The 24,670-nt window shown below is 52.9% G+C and carries 23 protein-coding genes; 3 read left to right on the top strand and 20 right to left on the bottom strand.

The genetic code is table 11. The annotated features are described in order from the left end of the window. Positions 1-23: 23 nt before the first annotated feature. Together HUU59_07590 and HUU59_07585 are read left to right on the top strand one after the other, a co-directional pair. Positions 24-3,425, top strand: a complete 3,402-nt coding sequence (locus tag HUU59_07590; GenBank protein ID NUO19289.1) for a S8 family serine peptidase — start codon at positions 24-26, stop codon at positions 3,423-3,425. Positions 3,426-3,550: 125 nt separating this feature from the next. Continuing rightward, positions 3,551-5,191 (top strand): alkaline phosphatase family protein, encoded by a 1,641-nt coding sequence (locus HUU59_07585; GenBank protein NUO19288.1) that lies wholly within the window; start codon positions 3,551-3,553, stop codon positions 5,189-5,191. 55 nt (positions 5,192-5,246) lie between these two features. On the opposite strand, the gene HUU59_07580 is transcribed toward HUU59_07585, so the two are convergent. From HUU59_07580 to HUU59_07545, 8 genes are read right to left on the bottom strand one after another with little or no spacing between them, the layout of a single operon-like run. Further along, the gene (locus tag HUU59_07580; GenBank protein NUO19287.1) at positions 5,247-6,134 is read right to left on the bottom strand and encodes an NAD(P)H-binding protein; all 888 of its coding nucleotides are present in this window, start codon (positions 6,132-6,134) and stop codon (positions 5,247-5,249) included. Positions 6,135-6,145: 11 nt separating this feature from the next. Then, on the bottom strand, positions 6,146-7,630 hold the full coding sequence (locus HUU59_07575; GenBank protein ID NUO19286.1) for an aldehyde dehydrogenase: 1,485 nt from the start codon (positions 7,628-7,630) through the stop codon (positions 6,146-6,148). A 51-nt stretch (positions 7,631-7,681) separates the two neighbouring features. Continuing rightward, positions 7,682-8,461 carry an enoyl-CoA hydratase/isomerase family protein gene (locus HUU59_07570; GenBank protein NUO19285.1) on the bottom strand — a complete coding sequence of 260 codons (780 nt, stop codon included), beginning with the start codon at positions 8,459-8,461 and terminating at the stop codon, positions 7,682-7,684. Positions 8,462-8,464: 3 nt separating this feature from the next. Then, positions 8,465-9,043: a hypothetical protein gene (locus tag HUU59_07565; GenBank protein ID NUO19284.1), complete on the bottom strand. Its 579-nt coding sequence runs from the start codon at positions 9,041-9,043 to the stop codon at positions 8,465-8,467. Between the two features lie 21 nt (positions 9,044-9,064). Then, positions 9,065-9,841 (bottom strand): enoyl-CoA hydratase/isomerase family protein, encoded by a 777-nt coding sequence (locus HUU59_07560; protein NUO19283.1) that lies wholly within the window; start codon positions 9,839-9,841, stop codon positions 9,065-9,067. A 3-nt stretch (positions 9,842-9,844) separates the two neighbouring features. Continuing rightward, positions 9,845-10,690 carry an enoyl-CoA hydratase/isomerase family protein gene (locus tag HUU59_07555; GenBank protein NUO19282.1) on the bottom strand — a complete coding sequence of 282 codons (846 nt, stop codon included), beginning with the start codon at positions 10,688-10,690 and terminating at the stop codon, positions 9,845-9,847. Further along, entirely contained in the window at positions 10,687-10,995 is a 309-nt protein-coding gene (locus HUU59_07550; protein NUO19281.1) for an EthD family reductase, read from the bottom strand. Before HUU59_07550 ends, HUU59_07555 begins: the two co-directional genes overlap by 4 nt. 33 nt (positions 10,996-11,028) lie before the next feature. Beyond that, positions 11,029-11,484: a thioesterase gene (locus HUU59_07545; protein ID NUO19280.1), complete on the bottom strand. Its 456-nt coding sequence runs from the start codon at positions 11,482-11,484 to the stop codon at positions 11,029-11,031. 136 nt (positions 11,485-11,620) lie between these two features. Between HUU59_07545 and HUU59_07540 the strand changes: the two genes are divergently transcribed. Continuing rightward, a complete protein-coding gene (locus tag HUU59_07540) occupies positions 11,621-13,405 on the top strand; it encodes a T9SS type A sorting domain-containing protein (protein NUO19279.1) in 1,785 nt (594 codons plus the stop codon). Between the two features lie 97 nt (positions 13,406-13,502). Here the strand turns inward: HUU59_07540 and HUU59_07535 are convergent, their stop codons facing one another. The 12 genes from HUU59_07535 to HUU59_07480 form a co-directional block, all read right to left on the bottom strand. Beyond that, entirely contained in the window at positions 13,503-14,138 is a 636-nt protein-coding gene (locus HUU59_07535; protein NUO19278.1) for a hypothetical protein, read from the bottom strand. A gap of 65 nt (positions 14,139-14,203) precedes the next feature. Further along, positions 14,204-15,670 (bottom strand): T9SS type A sorting domain-containing protein, encoded by a 1,467-nt coding sequence (locus HUU59_07530; GenBank protein NUO19277.1) that lies wholly within the window; start codon positions 15,668-15,670, stop codon positions 14,204-14,206. A gap of 27 nt (positions 15,671-15,697) precedes the next feature. Beyond that, entirely contained in the window at positions 15,698-16,042 is a 345-nt protein-coding gene (locus tag HUU59_07525) for a DUF86 domain-containing protein (protein ID NUO19276.1), read from the bottom strand. After that, positions 16,032-16,349, bottom strand: coding sequence for a nucleotidyltransferase domain-containing protein (locus HUU59_07520; protein NUO19275.1), 318 nt, complete (start codon positions 16,347-16,349; stop codon positions 16,032-16,034). Before HUU59_07520 ends, HUU59_07525 begins: the two co-directional genes overlap by 11 nt. 3 nt (positions 16,350-16,352) lie before the next feature. Beyond that, positions 16,353-17,741, bottom strand: a complete 1,389-nt coding sequence (locus tag HUU59_07515; GenBank protein ID NUO19274.1) for a 2-oxo acid dehydrogenase subunit E2 — start codon at positions 17,739-17,741, stop codon at positions 16,353-16,355. A 16-nt stretch (positions 17,742-17,757) separates the two neighbouring features. Further along, the gene (locus HUU59_07510; GenBank protein NUO19273.1) at positions 17,758-18,741 is read right to left on the bottom strand and encodes an alpha-ketoacid dehydrogenase subunit beta; all 984 of its coding nucleotides are present in this window, start codon (positions 18,739-18,741) and stop codon (positions 17,758-17,760) included. A gap of 66 nt (positions 18,742-18,807) precedes the next feature. Further along, on the bottom strand, positions 18,808-19,632 hold the full coding sequence (locus HUU59_07505) for a hypothetical protein (GenBank protein ID NUO19272.1): 825 nt from the start codon (positions 19,630-19,632) through the stop codon (positions 18,808-18,810). 62 nt (positions 19,633-19,694) lie between these two features. Next, positions 19,695-20,108 (bottom strand): DUF559 domain-containing protein, encoded by a 414-nt coding sequence (locus HUU59_07500; protein ID NUO19271.1) that lies wholly within the window; start codon positions 20,106-20,108, stop codon positions 19,695-19,697. Between the two features lie 90 nt (positions 20,109-20,198). Beyond that, complete coding sequence (gene pdhA / locus HUU59_07495; GenBank protein ID NUO19270.1) at positions 20,199-21,359, bottom strand: pyruvate dehydrogenase (acetyl-transferring) E1 component subunit alpha; 1,161 nt, start codon at positions 21,357-21,359, stop codon at positions 20,199-20,201. A 186-nt stretch (positions 21,360-21,545) separates the two neighbouring features. Then, the gene (locus HUU59_07490; GenBank protein NUO19269.1) at positions 21,546-23,600 is read right to left on the bottom strand and encodes a hypothetical protein; all 2,055 of its coding nucleotides are present in this window, start codon (positions 23,598-23,600) and stop codon (positions 21,546-21,548) included. A 75-nt stretch (positions 23,601-23,675) separates the two neighbouring features. Further along, positions 23,676-23,996: a transcriptional regulator gene (locus HUU59_07485; protein ID NUO19268.1), complete on the bottom strand. Its 321-nt coding sequence runs from the start codon at positions 23,994-23,996 to the stop codon at positions 23,676-23,678. Then, a complete protein-coding gene (locus HUU59_07480) occupies positions 23,980-24,573 on the bottom strand; it encodes a hypothetical protein (protein ID NUO19267.1) in 594 nt (197 codons plus the stop codon). Before HUU59_07480 ends, HUU59_07485 begins: the two co-directional genes overlap by 17 nt. Positions 24,574-24,670 lie beyond the last annotated feature (97 nt).

Genomic DNA, 24,670 nt, shown 5'->3' with positions numbered 1-24,670 from the left:
ACAACTTACTTGAGGTGTTAAACATGAAACGATTGATGTGGCTGCTTCCCGCGCTGGTGCTGATGCTTGGTGTTACTCAAGTTCAGGCCGGTGATATCTCTCCCGAGCTGGAAGAGAGATGGAGCAAACTTGCGTCTTCCGAACGGGTGAACGCGATTTTTCACTTGTGGGAGCGGGTTGATTTGCGGGAAATGGACATTGCCATACGCAATATGAAGGCGACTCGCCAGCTTCGTCATCAGATTGTCGTGGAAGAGCTTCAGCGAGTCGCGCGTGAAACGCAGCCGCCGCTGCTTGCAGATTTGGAAGAGCTGAAGCTGGCCGGGAAGATTGACGGTTACACGGCCTATTGGATTGTCAACTGTGTGGTAGTCAAAGGCGAGCTTGCGACACTTCAGGAGTTGGCAAAGCATGGTTCAATTCAATGGGTTGAACCAATTCCGGTAATCGAGCTTATCGAGCCGGTCCGGCACAGCGACCGCGCGCCACGCCGGCCACTGGACGACCGCACTCCGGGTGTCAACTCGATTCGTGCGCCAGAAGTCTGGTACGAACTTGGCTACACCGGGGAAGGAACCTTGGTTGCGAACATGGATACCGGTGTGGACGGGAATCACGTGGCTTTGGGCAGCCGCTGGCGCGGGACGCACGCGCCGCACGAAGAGTGCTGGCTGGACGTGCTGAACGGCGGCACGAACTTTCCGACGGACAACAACAGCCACGGTACTCACGTGATGGGAACAATTTGCGGTACAGGCAGCGCGACATCCACTTTTGACACGGTGGGAGTCGCACCCGCAGCCGAGTGGATTGCGATGAATGCCATTGGCGGATTCGGCGGAGACTTTGACAGCGACGTGCTGCAAGGCTACCAGTGGTTTGCGGACCCGGACGGTGACCCCTCAACCATTGAAGATGTACCGGACGTGATACAGAATTCGTGGGGTGTCTACAGCGGTTTGGGCTATCCTGACTGCTTCACCGATTGGAATGAGGCAATCATCGCGTGTGAAACCGCGGGCACAGTTGTGACGTTCTCTGCGGGCAATGAAGGACCTCAACAAGCGTCCCACCGCAGTCCGGCTAATATCGCGCTTGACTCAGTGACCTTTTTCTCGGTTGGAGCGACAATCGCGACTGACCTGACCCCTCCCTATGAACTGGCAAGCTTTTCCAGTCGCGGACCGAGCGACTGCGACGGCGTGACCATCAAACCGGAAGTGATTGCTCCGGGTGAAAACGTGTATTCGAGTTTCCCCGGAAATCAATTTGGCGAGCTGAGCGGGACGTCAATGGCAGGACCGCACGTTGCGGGTATCGTGGCTCTGATGCGCGAAGCGAACCCCAACGCCGACGTGCGCGAAATCAAAGGCGTGTTGATGCAGACTGCGATTGACTACGCGCCGACCGGCGATGACAATAACAACGGCCGCGGATTTGTCGATGCTTATGAAGCGGTGCTGCTGATATCGGCGGACCGCGGTTGGGTGGTTGGACAGGTCACGAGCGGAGCAACCGGCGCGCCGATTTCGGGTGCGCGAGTGCAGGCTGGTGACAACTATGTGAGATTTTCCGATTCACAGGGGAATTACCGTATTTCGCTGCCCGCCGATTCAACATTGCCGTTTGTGGTTAGCGCATTCGGCTTTGCAGAATACTCGACGACGATGTCCGTTGCGGATTCCGATACGGTCGTGGTCAATATCGAGCTTACTCCGGTTGCCGCCGGAATCCTTGAGGGAACCGTTTTAATCGGCAATGACATACCGGTTCAAGGCGCTCGCGTCGAGCCGGTGGGCATACCGGTCGGTCCGGTAAACACGGACGAAGACGGTCAATTCAGCTACACGCTGCCCGGCTCGAACACGTATTCGTTTGAAGTGACATTTCAGGATATGCAGGTGGATACGTCCTTCCCTGTGACCACGGACGAAACGAATCAGGTCTTGGTCCGATTCAACACCCGCCGCTCGCAAAATGTCGGACCGGACAGTTACGGATACCGCGCCTTTGATCGCTATGATAACGGTCTGCCGCCGACCTATAATTGGGCGGACATGACGGGCGGAACGGTGCATGACTTCCCGGATATCTTTGATGCCTCGGTATTTGTCGAGATGCCGTTTACCTTCGTCTATTACGGGCAGCGGTTCGATTCAATCACGATTAACGAAAACGGCTGGGTTGCGGCAGGCGAAGATCCGGATCGACGAAATGCCAACACCATCATCCCTCATCCGGCCGGCCCGTCAGGCATGCTGGCGCTGTTCTGGGACCAGCTTGAGTTCGGCACTGCGCCGGTACCTTCGCAGGTGATGACGAAGTACGACCCGGCTAACGGCGTGTTCATCATCGAGTACGAAAACATGTACTTCCCGCCTGCCACTGAAAACAACCGGATATCGGGACAGATTCATATTTTTGATCAGGAAGTTTGGCCGACACCGACGGGTGATTGTGAAATCATGTATGTTTACGGCAATATAGACGTCGTGAACAGCGGCACCGTCGGAATCGAAAGCCCGAGCGAACTGGCCGGTCTGCGAATTCTTTACAATACGACATTGAACGACAGCGCCTTCGCGATTGAGGCTGGCGCGACGATTCTGTTCTCTACGCGAACTTCTGCCCGCACAACCGGAAACATGTCAGGCACGATAACAGCGCATCCCGTGCTTGGCGCGGCTGTGCCGAACGGTGTCCGGCTTGGAAACGTGATGGCACAGGTTGCTGCGAACGGAAACTACTCGTTCACCAACGTCTTTGCCGGCCCGCGCACGCTGCGGGTGCAGATTCCGGGCTATGAGCAGATAGCGGTCGCCGGAACGATTCAGACCGGACAGACGACAGACCTTGATGCCGAGGTTTATCGTCTCGATCCGCCGCAGAATTTGACGTTCACCCGAACCAACGACTCACTGTTCCTTGCCTGGGACGTTCCGGCCAGTGTAGGCGGACTGGACGACCTGGAAAGTTATATCGTTCATCTCGACTCGTTTGAATTGGACACGACAACCGCGTTGTCCTATCGCACTCGAATTCCGAGCGGCGAGGCGGGACACGCGTATTGGTTGACTGCACTGTACGAAGGCGGCGAGAGCGACGCGACCGACACAATATACGTCACGCTGCTTGACGCTGACGATGCTCCGACCATTCCGACGGTTTATGCGATGGCTCCGGCCTATCCGAATCCGTTCAACCCGACGACGACACTTCAAGTATCACTGCCGCAAAGCGCGGAGCTGAGTCTTCGTGTGTTTGATGTGACAGGGCGTGAAGTTGCTACGGTCGCGCAAGGGCTGTATCAGGCAGGCAATCACAGCTTCAGCTGGAATGCCGCGGGTCTGGCAACCGGAGTATATTTTGCGCGGCTTGAGTCAGCACTCGGCACGCAAATGCAGAAGTTGCTGCTGTTGAAGTAGCAAGACCCGATGACTGCTTAAGAGCCGGAGATATCTCCGGCTCTTTTTTTTTGCTTGACTTCTTCTGAATTCCTTGTTACACTTGAGAGTCCAATCGGGAATGACACGATGGGAAGGCATTCAAAATGAACCACTTGAACACAATTCTCACACTCCTTGCATTGCTGGCATGCGGAGTCTATGCACAGTCTGCTCCTCCGTTAACGGTTGTGGTGGTCATCGATCAACTGCCTATCACTCTGATTGCGGACAACATGGACCTGTTCTCGGACGGAGGTTTCAAGCGGTTGGACAGCGACGGGGTGTTTTTCACGGAATGCCGGTACCGCCATGGAGTTTTGGAAACAGGTCCGGGACACGCAACAATTGCGACGGGCTGTGATCCGAAAACTCATGGCATAGTGGGGAACGGCTGGCGCAATCCGGACGGCTCGAATGAATACTGTGTTCAATGTGACGGCGTGCATCCGCTGCCCTCTACAGGAGGTGCAAACGTTGCAGGAACGTCCCATTGCCCTGAAAACATTCTGGTGGACGGCCTTTCAGATGCCTGGCGCAGCAAATTCGGGACAGAGGCAGGAATTTGGAGCATGTCCCTCAAGGACCGCGCTGCTATTGCAATGGGTGGGAAAAATCCCACTGGAGTGCTCTGGGCGAACGGTCTGGAAGGCGGATTCGAATCAAGTTCATATTACGGAGTCAGCATTCCGGAATGGTGTCGAGAGTACAACGAGGGAATTTCTCAGTACCAGAATCGAACGTGGGACAGATTCGGTATCAGCGAATACTACACCCGCTGTGATCCGGATAGCTCCGACTATGAACGGGGAGGAAACGTCGGGCTGTCCAACACGTTGCCGAAGGTCATGCCGGCCTTTGATACGTTGAAACTGAAGGAGTACGGAGCCGCGCTGAAATCGTCTCCCTTTGGCAACGAGTGGCTGTTCGGATTGGCAAAGACGTGCATTGCCGAGGAGAAGTTGGGGCAAGACGACATACCCGACTTGCTTTGGATTAGTTTTTCAAGTAACGACATCTGCGGTCATGTGTTCGGCTCGTTAAGTCATGAGACTTTGGACATGACGCTTCGCACCGATCAAGTGATCGCGGAGTTACTGACACTTCTGGATACCACAGTCGGCCGTGGGAACTACCTGTTTGCCTTGAGTGCTGACCACGGAGTGTGCCCGCCGTTTGAATCGACGCAAATTGCCGAGGGTCTTGGTGGCAGATTCTCTTTCAAGACGATGAAGGCGGATTTGAATCAAGCGCTGCAAAGTGACGTGGACGCGGAAGCGCACAGTTCCTCGGATTTTGTCGTTGAATTGGGAATTCCCGATGTTAACTTTGACCGGGACGCGATTCGGCAGGCGCAGCTTGAGTTGCGGGAGACGGCAACTCGGGCAGTGAACTGGCTGCGCGACCAGCCCGGAGTGGCGGACGTCGTGTTGACATTGACACGAGACGATGTGCTTGCGATTTCAGATTCCACGCTGCGCTCGCATGTTGCGAACAACTTCTATCCGGGCAGGTCAAGCGACGCCTATTTCCATCCGAAACCGTACTGGCAAAGCGACGGAACCACGTCGAATCACGGCTCATGCCACGACTACGATTTGCACGTGCCAATGTTTCTGATGGGTGGTTCATTCGGGTCGGGACGTTCTGCGGTGCTATGCGGGCCGGAGGATTTGGCGCCGACGCTGGGTGAAGCCGTCGGACTGACTTGGAAGGTGCCGCGTGACGGCAAAACGCTTCGAAAGTAGAGAAGAAAAAAAGGGTCACTCTTGCGGGTGACCCTTTCAATAGTCGCATTCAAAGCTATCTTGAATCGAACGCCGGTTTCAAGACTTTCGCAGCGAAGTCCTCAAGTTTCGTATTGGTGGTCGATTCCGTGTCTCGATGATAGGTGAGTAAACCTTTATTGAAACCATCGTACAGCTCAACGAACAGGTCCGCCGTGTTCGGAAGCACGCCACCTCCGACCACCCCCTTCTTCATGTCCTCGTATGTGAAATGCACGTACGGCAAGGCTTCCATTCCAAACGCCGCGGCAAGAATGCGCGCTGTCTCTTCTCCGGTCACGTCCCGCGGACCGAGGAGAAACTGCACATTTTTGCCGCTGAAATTGAGGGCTTTCAGCCGTTGGGCTGCATAATGCCCAATGTCGCCGGTCGAGATTAGCGGCCATGCCGCGTCTGGCGGACATGCAGCGCCATAAATCTTCATTCCTTTAATCATTCCCAGCGAACCGAGCAGATTCTCCATAAAGAAACCCGCGCGGACATGGAGCGTATTCAGGTCAGGAATGCCGTCAAGCTGCACTTCCATATAGTGCAGGCCGTTCACAGGACCGACTCCTTTAGGATTTTCGGCGCCGATGCTGCTTAAGGAGACAGTGTACTTCGTGCCGTTCGTCGCGATGGCATCGGCAATATTATCGGTGACTTCATCCTGAAATTTACGGAAATCCGACGCGGTGAAGTTCGGCGGAATCATGACATACGCAGCCTCGATATCCGCAAAGGCGCGCTTCACATCGTCAAGCACCTGCAAATCAGCGACACATGGCTCCGCGCCGAGGGCGCGCAGCGGCTCAAGCTTGTCGAGACTCCTGGCGACCACCCGTACCTGATAACCGTCCTTCAGAAGCTCAGTCGCCACGATGCCTCCGGTTCGTCCAGTGGCACCCAGAACACAATACTTCATAGCCGCTTCCTTTAGCTGACCGTCAGACCGAACGGATTGATGGGCTTACCGGTGACGCCGGTCAAAACAGTTTTGGTTTCGAGGTAGCTATCGAGCGTCTCCATTGCCATTTCGCGGCCGATTCCGGATTGCTTATAGCCGCCGAAAGGCAGACCGGGAAGCGCAGTTGCAGGTGTGTTGACAGTGACGATGCCGCTGTGCAATCCGCGGATGAACTTCGTCGCGCGCGGCATGCTCTCCGTGTACAATGTCGCGCAGAGCCCATACTTAACACCGTTAGCTTTGGCCAATGCGTCGTCGTCATTGGCGAATTTGGCGATAACAACAATCGGTCCGAAAATCTCTTCCTGCACACACAAATTGTCTTCCGGCAGATCAACGATAACTGTTGGAGCAAAGAAGCAACCCTTGTCGTAAACCCCGCCTTTCAACTGCTCACCGCCGCAGAGAATCCTTCCTCCGCCTTGTTTGGCCGCGTCAACGAATTTCTGCATAATCGGCAAACGGGACGGATGCGCAAGCGAGCCGATATGTGTTGACTTGTCAAGCGGATCACCCACCACGAGCGTCTTTGTCGCGGCAGCAAACTTCTCCACAAAAGCGTCATACAGTTTTTCATGGACATAAATGCGCGACCGCGCGTCGCAGGACTGTCCGGCTCCGTAGAAAATCGTGAACACGCTTGACAATACCGCGTCATTCAAGTTCGCGTCTTCGCATACGATGGCCGGAGACTTTCCTCCCAACTCTAGCATCACCCGTTTCATGTCGTTGGCGCACTCTTTCATGATCGCGCGGCCCGTATCCGTTCCGCCCGTGAATGAGATTTTGTTGACGCCTGGATGTTTCACCAAAGCGGCACCGGCACTCTCGCCTAATCCATGTACGAGATTGACCGTTCCTTCGGGACAGCCCGCTTCATGCAGAATCTCAACCAGTATATTCGCCGAGCACGGTGCGATTTCCGACGGCTTCAACACAACGGTACAGCCTGCGGCCAGTGCGGGCGCAAGCTTCCATGATTCGAGCATTATCGGATAATTCCACGGCGTAATCGCCCCGACGACTCCCACAGGCTCCTTCAAAGTGTATCCGAAAAACACCGGATGAATCGGCGGCACGCGGCCTTCAATCTTGCTGGCCGCTCCGGCGAAGTACTCGAAGTCCTCAATGGCCTGCTTGACTTCGCCCATGACATGCAGCATCGGTTTGCCCATGTTGCGCGCTTCGAGTTCGGCGATTTCCTTGGCTCGGGCGCTCAATAGTTCCGCGGCTTTGAACAGAATTTTGGTGCGCTGTGAAGCCGTCAAGCGTCCCCACTTGCCGTTCAGTGCGGAACGTGCGGCATTCACTGCCTTGTCAATATCAGCGGCATCGGAAAGCGGAATCATTCCCAGCGCTTCGCCTGTTGCAGGATTGCTCAATGCAAGCGTCTTCCCCGAAACCGCCGGAAGATGCTCGCCGTTAATAATGTTTGGAAAAAGTTTGTCTGACATCTGAAAAATTGAAAATGGAGAATAGAAAATTCAAAACTCGGAGCTGGACACTTAGCGGCCCTTGAATTGTGGTTTGCGTTTCTCGTTAAATGCGGCCACGCCTTCTCGATAGTCTTCGGTCTTGCCGAGGATGTCCTGCAGGTAGGCTTCATACTCAAGTGCCTCGTCGAGCGGCACGGCGGAAGCTTTGTTCAGCGCACGCTTCAAGGCTCCGATTGCCTTCGTGGGCGCATTTGCATATTTGACGGCAAGCTCCATTGTGAACGAGTCAAGCTTGTCGTGCTCAACAATCTCATCAACTAAGTTGAGTTTGAGCGCTTCGTCAGCCTTAATCGGACGACCCGTCGAGCAAATCTCAAATGCTTTATGATACCCCAACAAGCGCGGCAAGACCCACGTCGAACCGGAATCGGGCAGCAAGCCAACGTTGACGAATGCTTGCAGCATCGAAGATTGATCAGAAGCAATCCTGAGATCGCACGCCATCGCCAGCGACATTCCCGCTCCGGCGGCAACCCCATTCAATGCGCACAAAACGGGCTTTTCAAGCCCGCGAATCCGCAAGATATTCGGATTGTAATTGTAGCGCAAGGAATCCGCAAGATTGCGATTAGGATTGTCCTTGACTTCCTTCAAATCCTGCCCGCTGCAAAAAGCTTTGCCCGCGCCGGTCAGAATCACACTTCGGATATCATCATCCTTAGCGGCATTCTTAAAAGCATCGGCCAGCTCTTTGTGCATCTGCTCGTTGAACGCGTTAAAGCGGTCAGGACGATTTAGCGTTATCTTCAGAACGGCGTCTGTGCGCTCGTAGAGGATTGTTTCGTACATTTATTATTCAACTCCTGAATGTAGCAATATCGCGTCGATTTCTCCAATCAGCACTACGAACGCGCTCATAACTTTTGCATATAGCACAAGTAGAGTCTCATCTGTTTCGTGTTGCGCAGCATTGAGTAGATGGCTCGCTGTTCGAAGGCAAAATATCGGCCCTTCCCCACTATCCCCATCAAAAAGCCTTTTACAACTTCCGTATTCCGATTGGCGGACATTATACAATGAAATAAAGAAAGTCGCAAATTCGCTTTTATGTGATTGAAGAGATTCCGTTATTTGAATAATCGTCGTCTCGACTAGTGCATTCATCACGGAGTCTCTATCATTCTTTAATGAAGAACGGAAAATGCTCCTGTCGGCAAGGCTCAGGAACGCCACCAAATATTCAAAGAAGATAGTTTCTTCCTGCTTCTTAGTGACTTCCTGGTCTTTCTTAAATTGCAACACAGCTAACTGTGTAGCAGCCATCGCATTCGGGATAATCCGCTCCGAAAGCACCTTGGATAAGTGACTAAAGTCTCCATTCCATGTCCTTGCTTGCCTCCCGAATAGACTCTTTATGCGTCTCCAAAACATCTTATCTTCCTCTACGACGTCCTATTTCCCCGTAAACTTAGCAGGTCTCTTTTCAATAAACGCTTTCATGCCTTCCTTTTGATCTTCAGTGGCAAAAAGCAGATAAAAATTCTTGCGTTCAAACTCAAGGCCGCCGGTCAGGAAGGACTCGTAGTTCTTCAGTACAGCCTCTTTGGCCAATCGCACCGCGATGGGCGACATCTGCGCGATTTCGCGTGCGAGTTTCTGAGCCTCAGTCAGATACACTTCGATCGGGACGACGCGATTGACCAAGCCCCACGCTTCGGCCTGCTTCGCGCCGATGAATTTTCCGGTCAACACCATCTCCATCGCGCGCGCTTTGCCGACGGTGCGCGTCAGCCGCTGTGTGCCGCCCGCGCCGGGCATGACTCCGATTTTGATCTCGGGCTGACCGAATTGCGCGGTTTCGCTCGCGATGACCATATCGCAATGCATCATCAACTCGCATCCGCCGCCGAGCGCAAAACCCGACACCGCCGCGATAATCGGCTTCTTGATTTTGCGAATGCGATCCCATTTGGCAAATTGATCGCGCCGCAGCATTTCAGTGGAGTCGGCGTCGGCCATTTCCATAATATCCGCACCTGCTGCAAACGCGCGCGAATCGCCCGTCAACACAATCGCGCGAATTTCATCATCGTTGTCAAGCAGCTCAAGCGTGGCCACAAGCTCATCCATCAGCGCCATATTGAGCGCATTAAGCTGCTTCGGACGATTCAGGAAAACGGTGGCAACGTGCCCGTCGCGCTCAAGTTTCAGGTATTGGAGATCACTCATATCTTATTTCTTCTTCAAACTTTCGCGCACTTTCTTGTAGTCGGGTTTGCGCTTGGAATTGAAGGCCGTGACGGCTTCGCGGACCTCGGGGGAATTCGCGTGGATCCCAAGCCAGTCGCGCGCGTGGTTGATCGTCTGCGACCACGACGCATCGCGCCAGTAGTTCAGCTGTGTTTTCAAATAGCGCACACACTCGGGCAATTTGTTCTCAAGCTTTGTGGCCATTTCATCGATTGCCTTATCGAGCTCCGCTCGCGGCACCACCTGATTTACCAAACCCCATTCGAGGGCTTTCTTCGCCGGAATCTCTTCACACAAAAAGAGAATTTCCCGCGCGCGCCGGTCCCCGACAATTATCGGCAGAAACTGCGAAGCTCCTGCAGCGGCAACGGAACCGTGCGCCGCGCCGACTTGACGAATGTAAATATCGTCACACGCAATGGCGAGATCGCAACTAATGTTAAATTCATTTCCGCCGCCAACCACGATGCCGTTCAAACGCGCGATTGAGGGCTTACCCAGATTGCGCAGCTTGTCGTGCGCATCGATGAACGCGCCCATCCACTTCCAGTAGTCCTGCGGTCGGTCGAGAAATTGGAGCTGCTCATTCAAGTCAGCTCCCGTGCAAAATGCGCGGTCGCCCTTGCCCGTCAAAATCAAAACGGCGATCTCATCATCGAACGAAACGTCGTCGAACGCTTCGCACAACTCCTTCAGCATCGGATAGTGGACACAGTTGAGCTTGTCGGGACGGTTGAAGGTGACAGTCGCGCGCGCGCCCTTCTTCTCGTAGGTGATAAACTCGAACTTGAAGCTGTCGGCAGGTCTCGATTCGAAATTCTTTTTCATGCGCGCGGATCCGTTTCCGCCGTCTGAAACTCGACGAGTCCCTTGGCAAAGCTCATCAGATTCGCACCCGCTTCGGCCATCTCCGGCGATTTCATGCCAGCCTTGAATGAGTCTTTGTCTGCAAAAGAGAGCACCGCCATCATGTAGTATGGCGCAGGCGCATCCTTGCCCGGCCAAAACTTGTTGGCTTGCACGCTCACGAGTCCGGGGACCTTCTTGATGAGCGGAATGTGTGTCTCCCAATAAGCTTTGTCAAACGCTTCCACGTCCTGAGGATGCTTGTAGAATGCAATGAAGTTGATCATCGTGAACTTTTTCTATTTTCTATTTGCAATTTTCTATTTCTTGAGTTCCCACAGGTGGTCTTCGATCCCCCAGCCGCCGGAACCAGAGCCCCAGTCGGGGTATGCACGGCGATGCAGTTCCTTGAGTTTGTCACTCGAAAGCACAACTTGGTGCACTTCGCCCTCGCCGATTAACCGCTCGCCATGAAAGGCTTTTACTTCACAGAAGAGATAATTGCCGTGCAGGCGCGTACATTCGGCCATAAACAGCAGCTCCTGCCCGATACCGGCGGGATTGTGATGGCGGACGAACACACCCGTCCCGATGCCGTCTTCGCCATAGTCGAGATGGGGCTCCAGCACAAGCCGGCTAACATACTCGGAATGATAGGTCAGCCAGTAGGTCGAGTAGAAGGGGTGCAGGGGCCGCCCCTCGAAATAGACGGTCATGCGCGACTCGACAATGAAGCGATATTCGGCCCGGCTGCCGACGGTAAGAGTTGGTTTCAACGGAGCTTACGAGGAGGTAAGACAGGATTTTTCAAGTTGTTAAGTATAGGCTTTTTCGGTCAAATTTGCAACTCAAAAGTAGTTGCGGCGAGAATCGGAAAGTGCTATCTTACGGTGCGTTCAAAAGGAGAAGCACATGAATTCGTTAATTGTATTGTTGTTCTTACTTACAAGCACGGCGTATTCGCAGTGCATGGATTCACTCTGGATATCGAGTCCGGGAACTCAGAACTCGGATCAAGGCACTGGCGTTGCATTAGCCAACGACGGAATGGTTGTGGCCTGCGGATATGTTGATGTAACGGGAATCACGCAAGGGTTTGGCTGGCTTTCAAAGGTCAATCCTGCAACCGGCGAAGCAACTTGGAGTCATCAGTATTCCGGCGGCTCGCAGAGTATCTTAACCGATATCGCTCGCACCAACGACGGCGGATTTATCTGCGGCGGTTGGGCCAGAAATCCTGCCAACAACGATCAGAACTATTGGCTCTTGCGAGTGAACCCGGATGGTGACAGCATTTGGTCACGCACCTACGGACACGAGTTTGCAAATCAGGCCACAAGCGTAAACGTGGCTCCCGACGGTGGCTTCGTGATCGCAGGTCGCTCGCATTCCCTTCCTGGCGGAGCAGGTGGTCACGACTGGTGGGTATTGAAAACGAATTCAAACGGCGACAGTCTGTGGTCTGCGCGCGTCGGCAGTTTTGATGAAGACACGGCCTATGATATGATCGTGACCGCCGGAAACAACTATCTTGTCGGTGGCCGCAGTGTTCTTGACAGCACAGGCGCCGCGCGCATGGCGCTCTTCGGACCAACGGGGACTTTATTGTGGGACCACCTCTACGAGTTTGACGCGAATGTCGAAATTCACGGCTTGTTTCAAGGTTCGTCAGGATTGGGATATGTCGCTTGCGGCGCCCAACACGGCTTAAACCAGAACAACGACGTTATGCTGATGGAAACTGATGATTCCGGCAATCTCCTCTGGCATAGAAAATTTGAGTTTGACATTCCCGGCGCCGCGGTTGCCAACACAATTCTTCCCGACGGTCATGACGGTTACTATCTTATCGGCCACGCTCAGCGCGTCAGCACAACGGACAATGACGTCTTCGTGCTGCATGTCTCTTCCTGCGGCGACAGCGTCGGCATAAAGTGGGTGGGCAACGCTGTCAGTGAAGAAGCCGCTCGCGCGGTGATCACTTCGTTTGACGAGATTATCACGTCAGGAGTAGCTGTTTTGCCGGGCAACCAGCGCGAAATCCTGCTCTATGGTCTGTCCAATGACTTCTGCAACATGCCCCCCTGCAGCTTCACGCGCATAACGCCCCGGGACAGCACGATGCCGGATTTGGATTTTCCTTTCGTCATGAATTGGAGGGCATCACACGATCCTGAAGGCGCGCCGATTCAATATACTTTTCATATCGAATCAACGTATCCCGAAGACTTCTTTATTTCTCCTCACGACACCGTCACGACGGATACCTTTTACCATCTTGAACTGATGGTCCCCCTTTCCCCACTTGACGAAGTCTTTGAATTCCGCTGGCGCGTGTGGGCAACGGACGGCATCAACACGGTAGAAGCCAGCAACGGCGAGGGCTTCTTCCAGCTCGATATCATCATGGATGCGGACGACAATCTGCTGACTCCAAACGATTTCACTCTTTCAGCCTATCCAAATCCGTTCAATCCGACCACTACACTGAATTTCACTCTCTCGCAATCGTCACACGTACAACTCGATCTGTTTGACATACAGGGCCGCTTGGTCACATCACTTGCAAATGAAATCATGACCGCCGGATCACACAACGTCTCTGTTGATGGATCAGGATTGGCAAGTGGAATTTATTTTGCAAAACTTCAGGCGGGCGCGCAAGCGCGCACTGCCAAGTTGGTGATGATGAAATAGCCGCTTTTCCCCAGAAACATAAAGAAGGCGCACTCACAAGGTGCGCCTTTTCGGATTTCCCCCCAGTCCTCTGGGGGGATAAAGGGGGGTAAACTGTTTAGCAATACACAACGGTCAACAATTCTACGATTCTGTCAAACTCACTTCTAAATTCTTTATCAAATTCTTCCCGCTTCGGTGCGAACCCTGCTTCACCAAGCGACGTCACGAACTCGCGGTGCGATCTTCCTCCTCGATAGTCCGGCTCACGTGGCGGCTGCAACAGATAGCGCGAAATCAGATCCACGTCGCCCGCAATATTGAGAACGGCGTGGTAAAAAACCAAATCGCGATTGCGATAAATCGCGGTTCCGGCAATCTTCTTTTCACCTAAAGCAATATCCGAAATCCCACGATGTGCCAATCCATTTACACCAATTCGCGCAAACGCGTCGCACACCGCCTTGTTGAATAACACAAAATAATCCTTCGACTGAATCTGTTTGCGGCCATACAGCGCGCACGACAGGCACCACATCTCAGGTGACAGCACAACAGAACACCCGCCCGTTTTCCGCTTGTAAACCTGAACGCCGTCCGCAAGAATTGCTTCGGCATTCAGCTCCAGCTCACTCTTCGATCCGCTCCCAATCACCACACAAGTCTGACCCGGCACCCACAGCAGGAAACGCCCGGCGCTGTCGTCAGGCGCTAACAAGTCATGATCAACTAAACTGTAATCTTTTATTTCCATGTCTCGCCGAGCGGGGATTAAGCGAAGTGCTTGAAAAGCACGTAGCGGTTCCCCGCCGGAACCCGCTATTTCAACAACACCATCTTCTGTGTCTTTACCAAATTCCCCGCCGACAACCGAGCAAAATAAATCCCGCTCGGCAATGCTGCGCCGTCAAAACCGAACTCGTGATGCCCGCCGCTCATCTGCTCATCCAACAGCGTCTGTACCTGCCGCCCGTTCAAATCATACACCACCAATTTCGCCCGCCCCGCCTTCGGCAAATCAAACGCAATCATCGTCGTCGGATTGAACGGATTCGGATAGGCCAAGAGAGTCAACTCGCTTGGTAACCCAGATCGAACATGATCAGCATCCGTGTAAATCGGGTCGCCAAAACGGTAGATGCGCAACTCACTGCCATAGCGCACGACGAGACGGCGGTAGTCACGATCATAACGACTTACAACCTTGATTTCGTCCCAGCCCGTTTCAAAGTTTGATGTCTGCCCCCAAAACTGGAAAGTAAGCGGATCATAAATGTGCAAAAGAGAGAACTGCGGCTCCGCCAATAGCAACTCCTCGCCAGCCGAATCTGCGATAACATCACTGAGAGTGGCGTACTCATATGAAGTTGAACGCCGCCACAACGGATACTCTGAACCGTCGGTAAATGCCTTAAGTGAGTCATTTGTCTTCATTACAACAAGTGCTGCGCCACTGGAGTCGTCCCAAGTGCATAGCATTTTAATCGAACTCAAAACCATGGATTCCGCTATGTCCCATTGTTCTGACATTTCCACTGTATCACCGACAAAAACGATCTTATCCATTGTCCCGTTGCTTTGTATCCCAACGAAATACAATTGATAGCTGTGCTGCGATGAGAAGGCTAGCGCATAGTCTGACGAAAGTTGTATTGAAGCTCCGGTACCGAGAAGATTCGGACTAAGCCGATGCGGCGTATGATCTTCGCCACTGGACGAGAACCACTTCCTCATAACTGGCAGAGACACAAGGGCCTGGGGGTAGGCAGGGAAAACGGCAAGATTAAGAATCGAGTGGTGGCATAAGCACACTTGCCCCGGAACCCACCAAGGGCGGTCACAAAAGTTAGCCCAATCAACGTTATAAATCACTCGTTGGCGAGCAAAGTCATATACTGACACACAGCATGTACCTTTAGCAAGCTCACATGTCTCATGATAAGATGACGTAACAACACAACGAATCGAGTCACTTGGACCCATTACAAACTCAACAGATCTCGGATTGCCGTTCATTTCAGCCCAAGTGCCAGTTTGAAATGTATCGGTTGCTCCTACTGATGCGTATCCACAGATAAAATAGCAGGAGGAGTCCCAAGACTCATTCACAGGCCCGGCTCCAAATACCCATGCGTAGTCATCCCCACCGGTCAGAACGACATCCCAAACATCCGGGATCTCCGGCAACTGAATCGTCTCTTCCAATATCAACGGAACTTCGTTTCCAAAGAGCGGCGCGGCATAGGCCGCCAGCAAACATCCGAGAATCGCAATCGTCCCTTTCACGTCGCACCTCCGGATAAAGATTAAATTCTATTCTATTTCAGGCAACCACGGTTTCAGCGCGGCCTCAAGTTGTGGAAGATCGTGGAGAACAGTGTCCCAAACAATATCCAAATCAATGTCAAAGTAGTTGTGCACGATGCGATGCCGCATACCGATCATCGCTTGCCAATCGATCATTGAGACACGCGCCTTAAAAGAATCTGATAATTGATTTGCCGCCTCCCCCACAATCTGGATATTATGCACAAGCGAATCTTGAACTGATATGCGACGCATAACCTCCGGCGACGAATCCTCGCTCAAGATTAGTCGGATTCTCTCGCAAGCCGTCAAAATATCCTTGACGTATGCTAAGTCGTCTTTACGCGACATAAACGGTCCGATAGTTTGACAATACTTCACGCTTTCTAATCGTATTACTGCTACCCTCAATTTCTTTCCGTAAAACGACGTCAACATCACGATTGAAAAGCAGTCGCAGTTCATAAATCAGTCGGCCGTACTTAAACAGACCAAATCCCTTTTGTGTGGCAAGCGAGATCATCACATCCACATCGCTTTCCGGCCCGAAATCATCGCGTAACACGGAACCAAAGAGTGCGAACTCGATGATGCCGTGTTTCTTGCAGAACTCAACGATCTTCTCTTTGTCTATGGGAATGCGTGGTTCGTTGTTCATGGCTTAGAGCATCAGCATATTGGTCGGGTCGGCCAGCATCGTGACCAAGTCGTTGACGAATCTTGCGCTGTCGCCTCCGTCCACGATTCTATGGTCGAACGACAAACTCAGCGGCTGAATCCAACCTTTGACGATTTGATCGTTCAGGATGACGGGCTTCTGCGTGATGCGGCCTGTGCCTAAAATCGCGACTTCGGGATAGTTGATAACGGGAACACCGAAGTTGCCGTTCAAACTGCCGTAGTTCGTGATCGTGAACGTGCCGTCACGGATCTCGTCAATGGTCAATTTGCGTTCGCGGGCGCGTGTAGAGAGATCCTCGATTTCGCGCGCGAGCTGCAAGATTCCCTTCTGGTCGGCGTTCTTGATATTCGGAACGACCAATCCGTCCGGCGTATCCACCGCCAAACCGATGTTGTAATATTTCTTGTACACCACACGATTACGGTCGAGATCAAGCGTCGCGTTCAATTTTTTGTGCTTCCGCAATGCGACACAGACGGCCTTGATAATGAACGGCAGATAGGAAAGTTTGACGCCCTCCTTTTCAAGCTCCTTGTTCTTCTGATTGCGCAGTGCGACAAGCTTCGAGACTTCCACTTCGTCGAGCGACGTGGCGTGCGGCGCGGTGTATTTCGACTGCGACATACGGTTAGCAATCGTCTTGCGCAGTTGCGTCAGCTCCTCAATTTCCACCGTCCCGGGGAATTCTCCCGGAATCGCGGCGGGAATAACTTTCGGAGCGGACACGCTCACGCCGTTGGCAACCATCGGTCGCGTTTGTGCCGGAGTAGCGACAGCCGTTCCACCCGATGCCGCGGCTTCGATGTCGTTCTTCATCACACGACCGCCGGGACCTGTTCCGCGCACTCTGTTGATATCAACGCCCATATCTGCGGCCATCTTGCGCGCAACGGGAGTCGCGATAACTTTATCCGTCGTGCGCACGTCGGCGGGCACAACTTCGGGTCGGCCTTCGTTCGTGGAAGGCAGAATGTCGTTGCCGACCGGAATTTGTCCCACAACACCGTACATGCCGTCTTCATCGGTGGACGCGGTCTTCTCGTGGGCGAGCGTCGGCGACACGTGGCGCGTCGTGTCGTTCTCGTGATAGGCTTCCGTCGGCGGCGGCGTGGTGAAGGAAACCTCTTCATTCTTGCCCGTGATCACCGCGATGACTTGACCGACGTGCACGATTTCATCCACCTTGCCGTTGGTCTGCGCAAGCTTGCCGGTTTGCGGGACGGGAATGTCGGTCACAACTTTGTCAGTCTCGACCTTTAGCAACGGATCGCCCTCTTTGACCATGTCGCCGGGCTTGTGATACCACTCGAGAATTTTTCCTTCGTGAATGCCTTCCCCGATATCCGGGAAGAGAAAATTAAAGGCCATGTATTTTGTCTCCCTGTTAAATCTGATAATCCGCGAGCCTGCGGCAGTAGTAGTGCACGCGCTCGGGAGTCGGGCAATAGAGATCTTCCGAGCGCGGAAGCGGCGGAATCGTGTCGTTGCCGCACAAGCGCATCGGCGGCGCTTCGAGATACTCGAAGCATTTTTCATTGGCGAGTGCGATCAACTCCGCCGCGACACCGAAACTCTTCGGGCCTTCCTGCACGACGAGCAAGCGTCCGGTTTTCTTGATAGAATTGACAATCGTATCCCAATCGAGCGGATAGATCGAACGCAAATCAATCAACTCGATGTTGATGTGATCCTTTTCGAGATACTCGAGCGACTTGCGGCAGACGTGCATCATCGCGCCCCACGACAACACGGTCATGTCGCGGCCCTCTTTTTCCACTTTGGCTTTGCCGATGGGAATGCGATAGAGTCCGTCGGGCACTTCCTGCTTCATCGCGCGATAGAGCCGCTTCGGCTCTTGGAAAATCACCGGATCGTTGTCTTCAATCGCGGAAATCATCAAGCCTTTCGCGTCATACGGTGTCGAGGGAATCACGACCTTGAGGCCGGGGATATGAGCGTACATCGCTTCCATCGCTTCCGAGTGCATTTCGAGCGCCTTCACACCGCCGCCATAAGGAAAACGAATCACGGCGGGAATGTGACGCTGACCGCGCGTGCGGTAGCGATAGCGCGAAATGTGCGTGATGATTTGATTCATCGCGGGATAAACGAAGCCGTCGAACTGCATTTCGGCGACGGGACGCAAGCCCATCACCGACATGCCGATGCACGCGCCGATGATGGAGGATTCGGCGAGCGGCGTATCAAACACGCGCTTGACGCCGTGCTTCTTTTGCAAATGTTCAGTCACGCGAAACACGCCGCCTTCGACGCCGACGTCTTCGCCAAAGCAAAGCACAGACGGGTCATCGGCCAGCTTCACATCGAGCGCATTTTGCAGCGCCTGCACCATAGTCATTACGGGCATTGGATTGCTCCTATTTGAAAATAATTTTGAAAATCAATTGAAGACTTTGCGAAAACTATCTCGCCATTAGTTCCCTGCCACAGTGATAGTACCAGTCGTGCCGCGAATGGCGATTGCGCCGTCGCCGCTTCCGAGTGTTCCGGTTACTGAAGTTGGAGTTATAACCGGGTTTCGCAAGTCAAGTCCGTTCACGGTGACTGTGCCTACGATTACTTGTGCAGAGAAATATGCGGAAATTGTGTTAGGGATTTGAACGTTTGTAGTTCCGTTTACGACTGTGACTTCGCACAAGTTCAGTTCGGAGTATTGCGTCGAGACATTTGTCGTGCCGTTCGATAGTTCAGTAAGAATTGACCCTTGAACGTCATAGAGTCCGATACTACCGTTCGCCAAATCCACCTCTGCGGACGGCCTTCCAGACGTTACTGGCCCGAGTGTTCGAATAAGCACTTCACCGTTAGCTTGCCTGACCAAAACGCTTAAATTCTCGGGCACAGTAATTTTGTAATTAACGTTGTATTCGCAACCTTCAGTGTAAACTGGCTGCACCGTCGTGACCCAAAATTGATTGTTGGCCTCTTGGATATGAACACTTAGTTCGGTCAAATGCGTGTCAGCGCTTTGTTGGCTCACGGAATATACAATTCGTTCACCTAAGACCACTATTGAATCGCTATCGGAAACACCGGTTATATCGACAATTCCATTTATTGCCTCAACCGTCAAATGCGATTGCGAAGTTATCCGCGCGCGAATGTCGATTTCGGACGTCGCGGTGAATCTGGCGTCCGAATCTTCATCGTCTTTGCAAGAGATTGAGACAAGTGAAAGGACAACCAATATCAGCACCGCGAATCGGCGCCACATTTTTCGGCGGAAAGTTGCTGTCATAATTAGGTTATGCAATGAAATAGTGAATATGGATGGTCGAGACGATCGCGATCCACTCAGTTTCATTCAGTGGGTTCGTTCTGATTCCCCCTCGCTTTAGCGGGGGGGTTAGGGGGGGTCTCCGCGATCACAGTTTGTATGCGTTCAAGAACCCCACTAATATTCTGCAATACGGCCAAGTTGCCGAATCTCAGTACGCGATAGCCACGCTCTTGAAACCACGCGGTCCGACGCGCATCATGCTCAATCTGTTCGTCTGTCGCGTGAGTTGGCCCGTCCACTTCAAGAATAAGCCGGTAGTCCGGCAGGACGAAGTCTGCGATAAACGGACCAATCGTCATCTGCCGCCGCGCCTTTGTTCCGAGTTTTCCCGCGCGCAGATGCCGCCACAGTGCATTCTCTGCGGCTGTTGACTCGTTGCGCATGGCACGAGCACGCTGAAAATTCTCTTTAGGAATGTTCTGCCATCTGGGCATCTCTACCCCCCTACCGTCCCCCCGCTAAAGCGAGGGGAGACCTGATTCTGATTCCCCCTCGCTTTAGCGGGGGGGTTAGGGGGGGTCAAATCACCCCCTCCGACTTTGCCACGCCAAAAACGCTTCGAGATCCGCTTTTTGCTCTTCAAGCGAGTTGGTGAGCGATTCGTATTGGTTCTCAAACAGTTCGGGGATCGGATTGGGTCCAAGGTTAACGACGTGCTGGACGACTGTGTCCACTTTGGCGGCGCACTCTTCTTCCCATGCCGTTTCCTTCGCGTCGTTCCAAAGCCCCTTGTCCGCCAGATACTTTCTGACGCGAATCAGCGGATCGCGCGGCTCCCAGATTTTTTCTTCCTCGCTCGTGCGGTACTTGGTCGGGTCGTCGCTCGTCGTGTGCGCACCCATGCGGTAGGTCAAGCCTTCAATCAGCACGGGGCCGTTGCCTGCGCGGGCATAGTCCACCGCTTCCTTGGTGGCGCGATAGACTGCGAACAAGTCGTTGCCGTCCACCTGAATTCCGGGGATGCCGAAACCGACAGCCTTTTGCGCAATCGTGGCAGCTTTGGTTTGCATTTCGCGCGGGACGCTGATGGCGTACTGGTTGTTGTTGCAGAAGAACACACACGGGCAGGTGAACACGGCGGCCCAGTTCAAGCCTTCGGAGAAATCGCCTTCCGACGTGCCACCGTCACCGAAGTAGCAGAGCACGACTTGGTCGAGCCCCTTGTAGTTTATTGCGTGGCCGATTCCCGCCGCGTGGGGAATCTGTGATGAGATGGGCACCGAGGTCGGCAAGCTGTTGACACCTTCGGGCATGACCGCACCGGATTCGAGGCCTAAGTACCACTTGTACAGGGTTTCGACCGGCCAGCCGTGCCACATGTATGCACCGATTTCGCGGAACGCCGGGACCAGCCAATCGTCTTTGCGCAGGGCCATCGCCGAACCGACCGCGCAGGCTTCCTGTCCTCGATTAACGGGCAGCGTGTAGAGCTTGCCTTGCCGCTGAAGGTTGACGGCCTTGAGATCGACAATGCGAGCATAACGCATCATCTTGTAGCCTTCGACCAGCAACTCGTCATCAATGTCCGGCATCCACTCGGGGTGAATGACCTTGCCGTTCGGGTCCACGACTTCGAGCTTTTTGCCCGAGGTTGCCTCGAAAGCTTCGAACAAGGAGGACGAACCTTTCCCCACGATGTGTCCATTTGTTTTGTCGTTCTTCTTCGCCTTGGTTTCCGTCGCCATGACAAATCCTTTTATTTGAATTATTTATCTGAAATCAATTTGAGGGCAAATCGCGAACCTGCCCGAAACAGTCAATATACAGTTTTTGCTCAGGATAGCAAGAGTGATATTGATATGTTTTGATGTGCGTTAATTTGATGTTGAAATATATAAGTGGACTTGTCCGAAGGAGAAGGAACCGAGCGGTTATTCGCGAATAGCCGTCACAAAGAAAAACCTACTTGATTCCCCGTCTAACGGCAAAACTGCTACAGTATCGGAAGTTGATACTGCAAGCGTGTAGAGCTCCTCTGGCAATGCCGCATCAACGCTACACCACAGGCGGTAAGAAGTCGCGTTTCGCGCTTGACGCCAGCTAAGGTACAGCGAATCACTCACGGCGACAATTGCCAACCCTTGCGGACGCGGCGGCCCGGCTAAAGCAAGCGCGTCAGACACGTCGAGCACGGTTAGCTTGTAGTAGTCCGCTACATACGCAACTGTATCAATGAGAACGACATCCTCAGCTGAATTGCCTGATTCATACATGCCGATTAACTGCGGCGATTCGGGAATACTAACATCCCAAAAGCGTACGCCACCTGCGCGGGAACAGGTCATGAGGATGTTGTCTTGCAATTCAAGTTGCCGCGTTTCTCCTTCGATTGGAATGGAATTAATCAATACTGGGTTGGACAGATCAGTTGCATCTATTACCTTCAACCCAGCAGTGTTTGAAGCCGAGTAGATAATCCCTCCCCGCTTCCTTACATCCCACGAAGGCGTGGGGGTATAACCGATTGTCTGCCATTCTACATTCTCAAGAATGTTTATTCCGTTTGCACTAACCACCATTATCGAATCATATACTTCAAGATTTTTGACGTTATCCAACTCTCGATACCTATTCTGACCGAATTGATTTTCGCCATAGATTCCGTCTGTACACCCTACAACACCAGGAGCCGCGCACTCTGGCCAGCCATCCGGCTCCCCTCTGCCAAGGAAAATCGGAGCTAACGGGCTGGACATATCATAGACCCAATAATCGTCATCGCTTGCCACATAGCCGCGTCCGTTGGCGATACACGTCTCATAGCTTCCGCCAGGATCGAAGGCACGCCCAACAAGGAGAGGGTGCAAGGGGTCGGCGATACTCCATATGCCAGACGGTCCACCAGTACCACCGACATAAAGAAGTGAATCCAACATGGCAAAGTTCAATCCCGGTCCGGGACTCTGAATCCGATTGATTTCAATTGCACTATCGGGTGACGTTACGTCATACTCGAAAACTGCATAACCGGGATACAGTTGGGGTACGTACACGATATTATTGTGCACATCAAACAGAGCAGTTGCACCGTATGCGCGGAAGTTTCCAATGCTGTCCGGACTCAGTGGATCACTCAAATCGAGAATAGAAATATGAGTGAAACCCGAGGGATAGTTGAAGCGCACATACGCACGATCGCCTTCCAATCGCATCGACCGACAGTTTCCCGGAAACGAGAAGAACCAATGAAGCGTTATGTTCGAATCAGTAACGGAAAAAAGTTGAAGCCCATCTCGGCATAGAGCAAGCTCGTAGTCTCCAATCGATTGAATATCAATAGGATTCTCGGGAAGGCTGAAAGTATCTATTAATGTGAATCCTGAATTCGGACTTGCTGAATAAATTCCGATTGTATTGAATGGAGACCTCGCAATCGCAACATGATTTAGGCATCCTGCTACAAATGAAACACCTATCATACTCAAAGTAGGTATGATTGTGAAGGGATCATCATTTAGTAGATCATATGCACTTAGAGCCGCATTGGGATAGCGAGTCATGAACAAAATGTCACCCCAAATATCAAATCGATCTCCGGACCGGTCGACATAGTCAATAAATGTTGGATTCGCTGGATCGGACACATCGACTGCATACATGCGATCATTCGTAATGTATTCCGAGCCTGCGAAGAAAATACGGTTATCGTGACACTTAATCTGCGTTGAAACATTCCAAATAGGGAATTGGCCGAGTTCTTGCGGCTCCTGAGGATTCGAGTTATCCATAAGCACAATACCTGTAGTATTTGAGGTTGCAACGGCTAACAAGTCTCCATCTAAACATTCGACGCCTACGGGGCTTGTCCAGAGATTCACTTCCCCTATCTTCCTTACATTCAAACTATCCTGCCCAAACAAAGAGAGCGGGCACACAAGCCCGCTCAAAAGCAGTATTGACAATAGGTTATTGTAGGCGATACGCATGCTCGAATCCTCGGAACTTTGGTGAGCAGTTATCAGTCGTTCTTCAATTTACACTCGGAATCTCCCTTTGTCAAGCTACTGCCGCCAGCTTGCTGAATCCTGCCTGAGCCGTTCCAATTCCCCCCAGTGCTTGTCAATCGCCGTGCGCCCTTCGGGGGTCAGGCTGACGAGCGTATTCGGTTTCTTGCCGAGGAAGCGCTTTTCAATCGTAATCAGCCCGCCCGCTTCGAGCTTGGACAGGTGGCTCGACAGATTGCCCTTCGAGAGTCCGGTCAGACTGGCCAGATAGAGAAAGTCCGCCGAGGTGCAGGCCGCGAGCGCCGTGAGTATGGCGAGCCTGGACGAATCATGCACGAGCCGGTCGAGTTCGGCAATCTGCTTAAACGGTTCGGACATCTTCGGCCGCCTTTCCGCCAAGAGTGCGCGACAGCAGCAGATGATCACACAGCCCGCCCACGATCATCGCGCAGCCAGCCAGCGTCCATGTCACAAATCCCCGTTCCAGCAGCAGCGAACCTTCAGGCCACTCCATGAAGCCGAGCATGAGATTCACGGCGATCATGGTCAGCGCAATCCACAGATAGTGTGCGCGCCACTTTCGCCCCACCATCCAGAATTGCACCAAAAACCACAGCGCGAACATGATCGGCATGATGAACGGCCGTGTCTCGAGCCACTTGTCCGCGGCAAATCCCAGCAGCAGCGCGGGAATGGCCAACAGGCTCCACGCCGTTGGACCGTAGCTGCGTTTGGCTCCGACGACCATACCGAAACGGCGCATGTAATACCGCGAGGCGCCCACGAATCCGATCAGTCCCACGGGCAAGACGACCGCCAAAATCAGCGCAGTTGGAACCAGTTCCGCGCTTTCGGCCGCAATGAAGAAGCACACGACTCCCCAGATGACCCAACGGAGTCCGTGCAGTTCGTAATACTGCTCGGTTACGAATCTGACCTGTTCCAAGTTTGCCATAGCCACCTCCTTTTTAGTTTGCATTGCAAACTTGTTTGTAATATAGTCTCAGGAAAACCAAAAAGCAAGTGCGATCGGATTATATTTTACAGTTATT

It is taken from the genome of bacterium, from assembly GCA_013360195.1.
Lineage (GTDB): Bacteria > Electryoneota > RPQS01 > RPQS01 > RPQS01 > JABWCQ01.
This window is presented reverse-complemented; position numbering and strand designations above follow the sequence as displayed.

Coding starts and splice junctions, on each gene's coding strand:
- HUU59_07590 (NUO19289.1), top strand. CDS start 24: ATGAAACGATTGATGTGGCTGCTTCCCGCGCTGGTGCTGATGCTTGGT.
- HUU59_07585 (NUO19288.1), top strand. CDS start 3,551: ATGAACCACTTGAACACAATTCTCACACTCCTTGCATTGCTGGCATGC.
- HUU59_07580 (NUO19287.1), bottom strand. CDS start 6,134: ATGAAGTATTGTGTTCTGGGTGCCACTGGACGAACCGGAGGCATCGTG.
- HUU59_07575 (NUO19286.1), bottom strand. CDS start 7,630: ATGTCAGACAAACTTTTTCCAAACATTATTAACGGCGAGCATCTTCCG.
- HUU59_07570 (NUO19285.1), bottom strand. CDS start 8,461: ATGTACGAAACAATCCTCTACGAGCGCACAGACGCCGTTCTGAAGATA.
- HUU59_07565 (NUO19284.1), bottom strand. CDS start 9,043: ATGTTTTGGAGACGCATAAAGAGTCTATTCGGGAGGCAAGCAAGGACA.
- HUU59_07560 (NUO19283.1), bottom strand. CDS start 9,841: ATGAGTGATCTCCAATACCTGAAACTTGAGCGCGACGGGCACGTTGCC.
- HUU59_07555 (NUO19282.1), bottom strand. CDS start 10,690: ATGAAAAAGAATTTCGAATCGAGACCTGCCGACAGCTTCAAGTTCGAG.
- HUU59_07550 (NUO19281.1), bottom strand. CDS start 10,995: ATGATCAACTTCATTGCATTCTACAAGCATCCTCAGGACGTGGAAGCG.
- HUU59_07540 (NUO19279.1), top strand. CDS start 11,621: ATGAATTCGTTAATTGTATTGTTGTTCTTACTTACAAGCACGGCGTAT.
- HUU59_07535 (NUO19278.1), bottom strand. CDS start 14,138: ATGGAAATAAAAGATTACAGTTTAGTTGATCATGACTTGTTAGCGCCT.
- HUU59_07525 (NUO19276.1), bottom strand. CDS start 16,042: ATGTCGCGTAAAGACGACTTAGCATACGTCAAGGATATTTTGACGGCT.
- HUU59_07520 (NUO19275.1), bottom strand. CDS start 16,349: ATGAACAACGAACCACGCATTCCCATAGACAAAGAGAAGATCGTTGAG.
- HUU59_07515 (NUO19274.1), bottom strand. CDS start 17,741: ATGGCCTTTAATTTTCTCTTCCCGGATATCGGGGAAGGCATTCACGAA.
- HUU59_07510 (NUO19273.1), bottom strand. CDS start 18,741: ATGCCCGTAATGACTATGGTGCAGGCGCTGCAAAATGCGCTCGATGTG.
- HUU59_07505 (NUO19272.1), bottom strand. CDS start 19,632: ATGACAGCAACTTTCCGCCGAAAAATGTGGCGCCGATTCGCGGTGCTG.
- HUU59_07500 (NUO19271.1), bottom strand. CDS start 20,108: ATGCCCAGATGGCAGAACATTCCTAAAGAGAATTTTCAGCGTGCTCGT.
- pdhA (NUO19270.1), bottom strand. CDS start 21,359: ATGGCGACGGAAACCAAGGCGAAGAAGAACGACAAAACAAATGGACAC.
- HUU59_07490 (NUO19269.1), bottom strand. CDS start 23,600: ATGCGTATCGCCTACAATAACCTATTGTCAATACTGCTTTTGAGCGGG.
- HUU59_07485 (NUO19268.1), bottom strand. CDS start 23,996: ATGTCCGAACCGTTTAAGCAGATTGCCGAACTCGACCGGCTCGTGCAT.
- HUU59_07480 (NUO19267.1), bottom strand. CDS start 24,573: ATGGCAAACTTGGAACAGGTCAGATTCGTAACCGAGCAGTATTACGAA.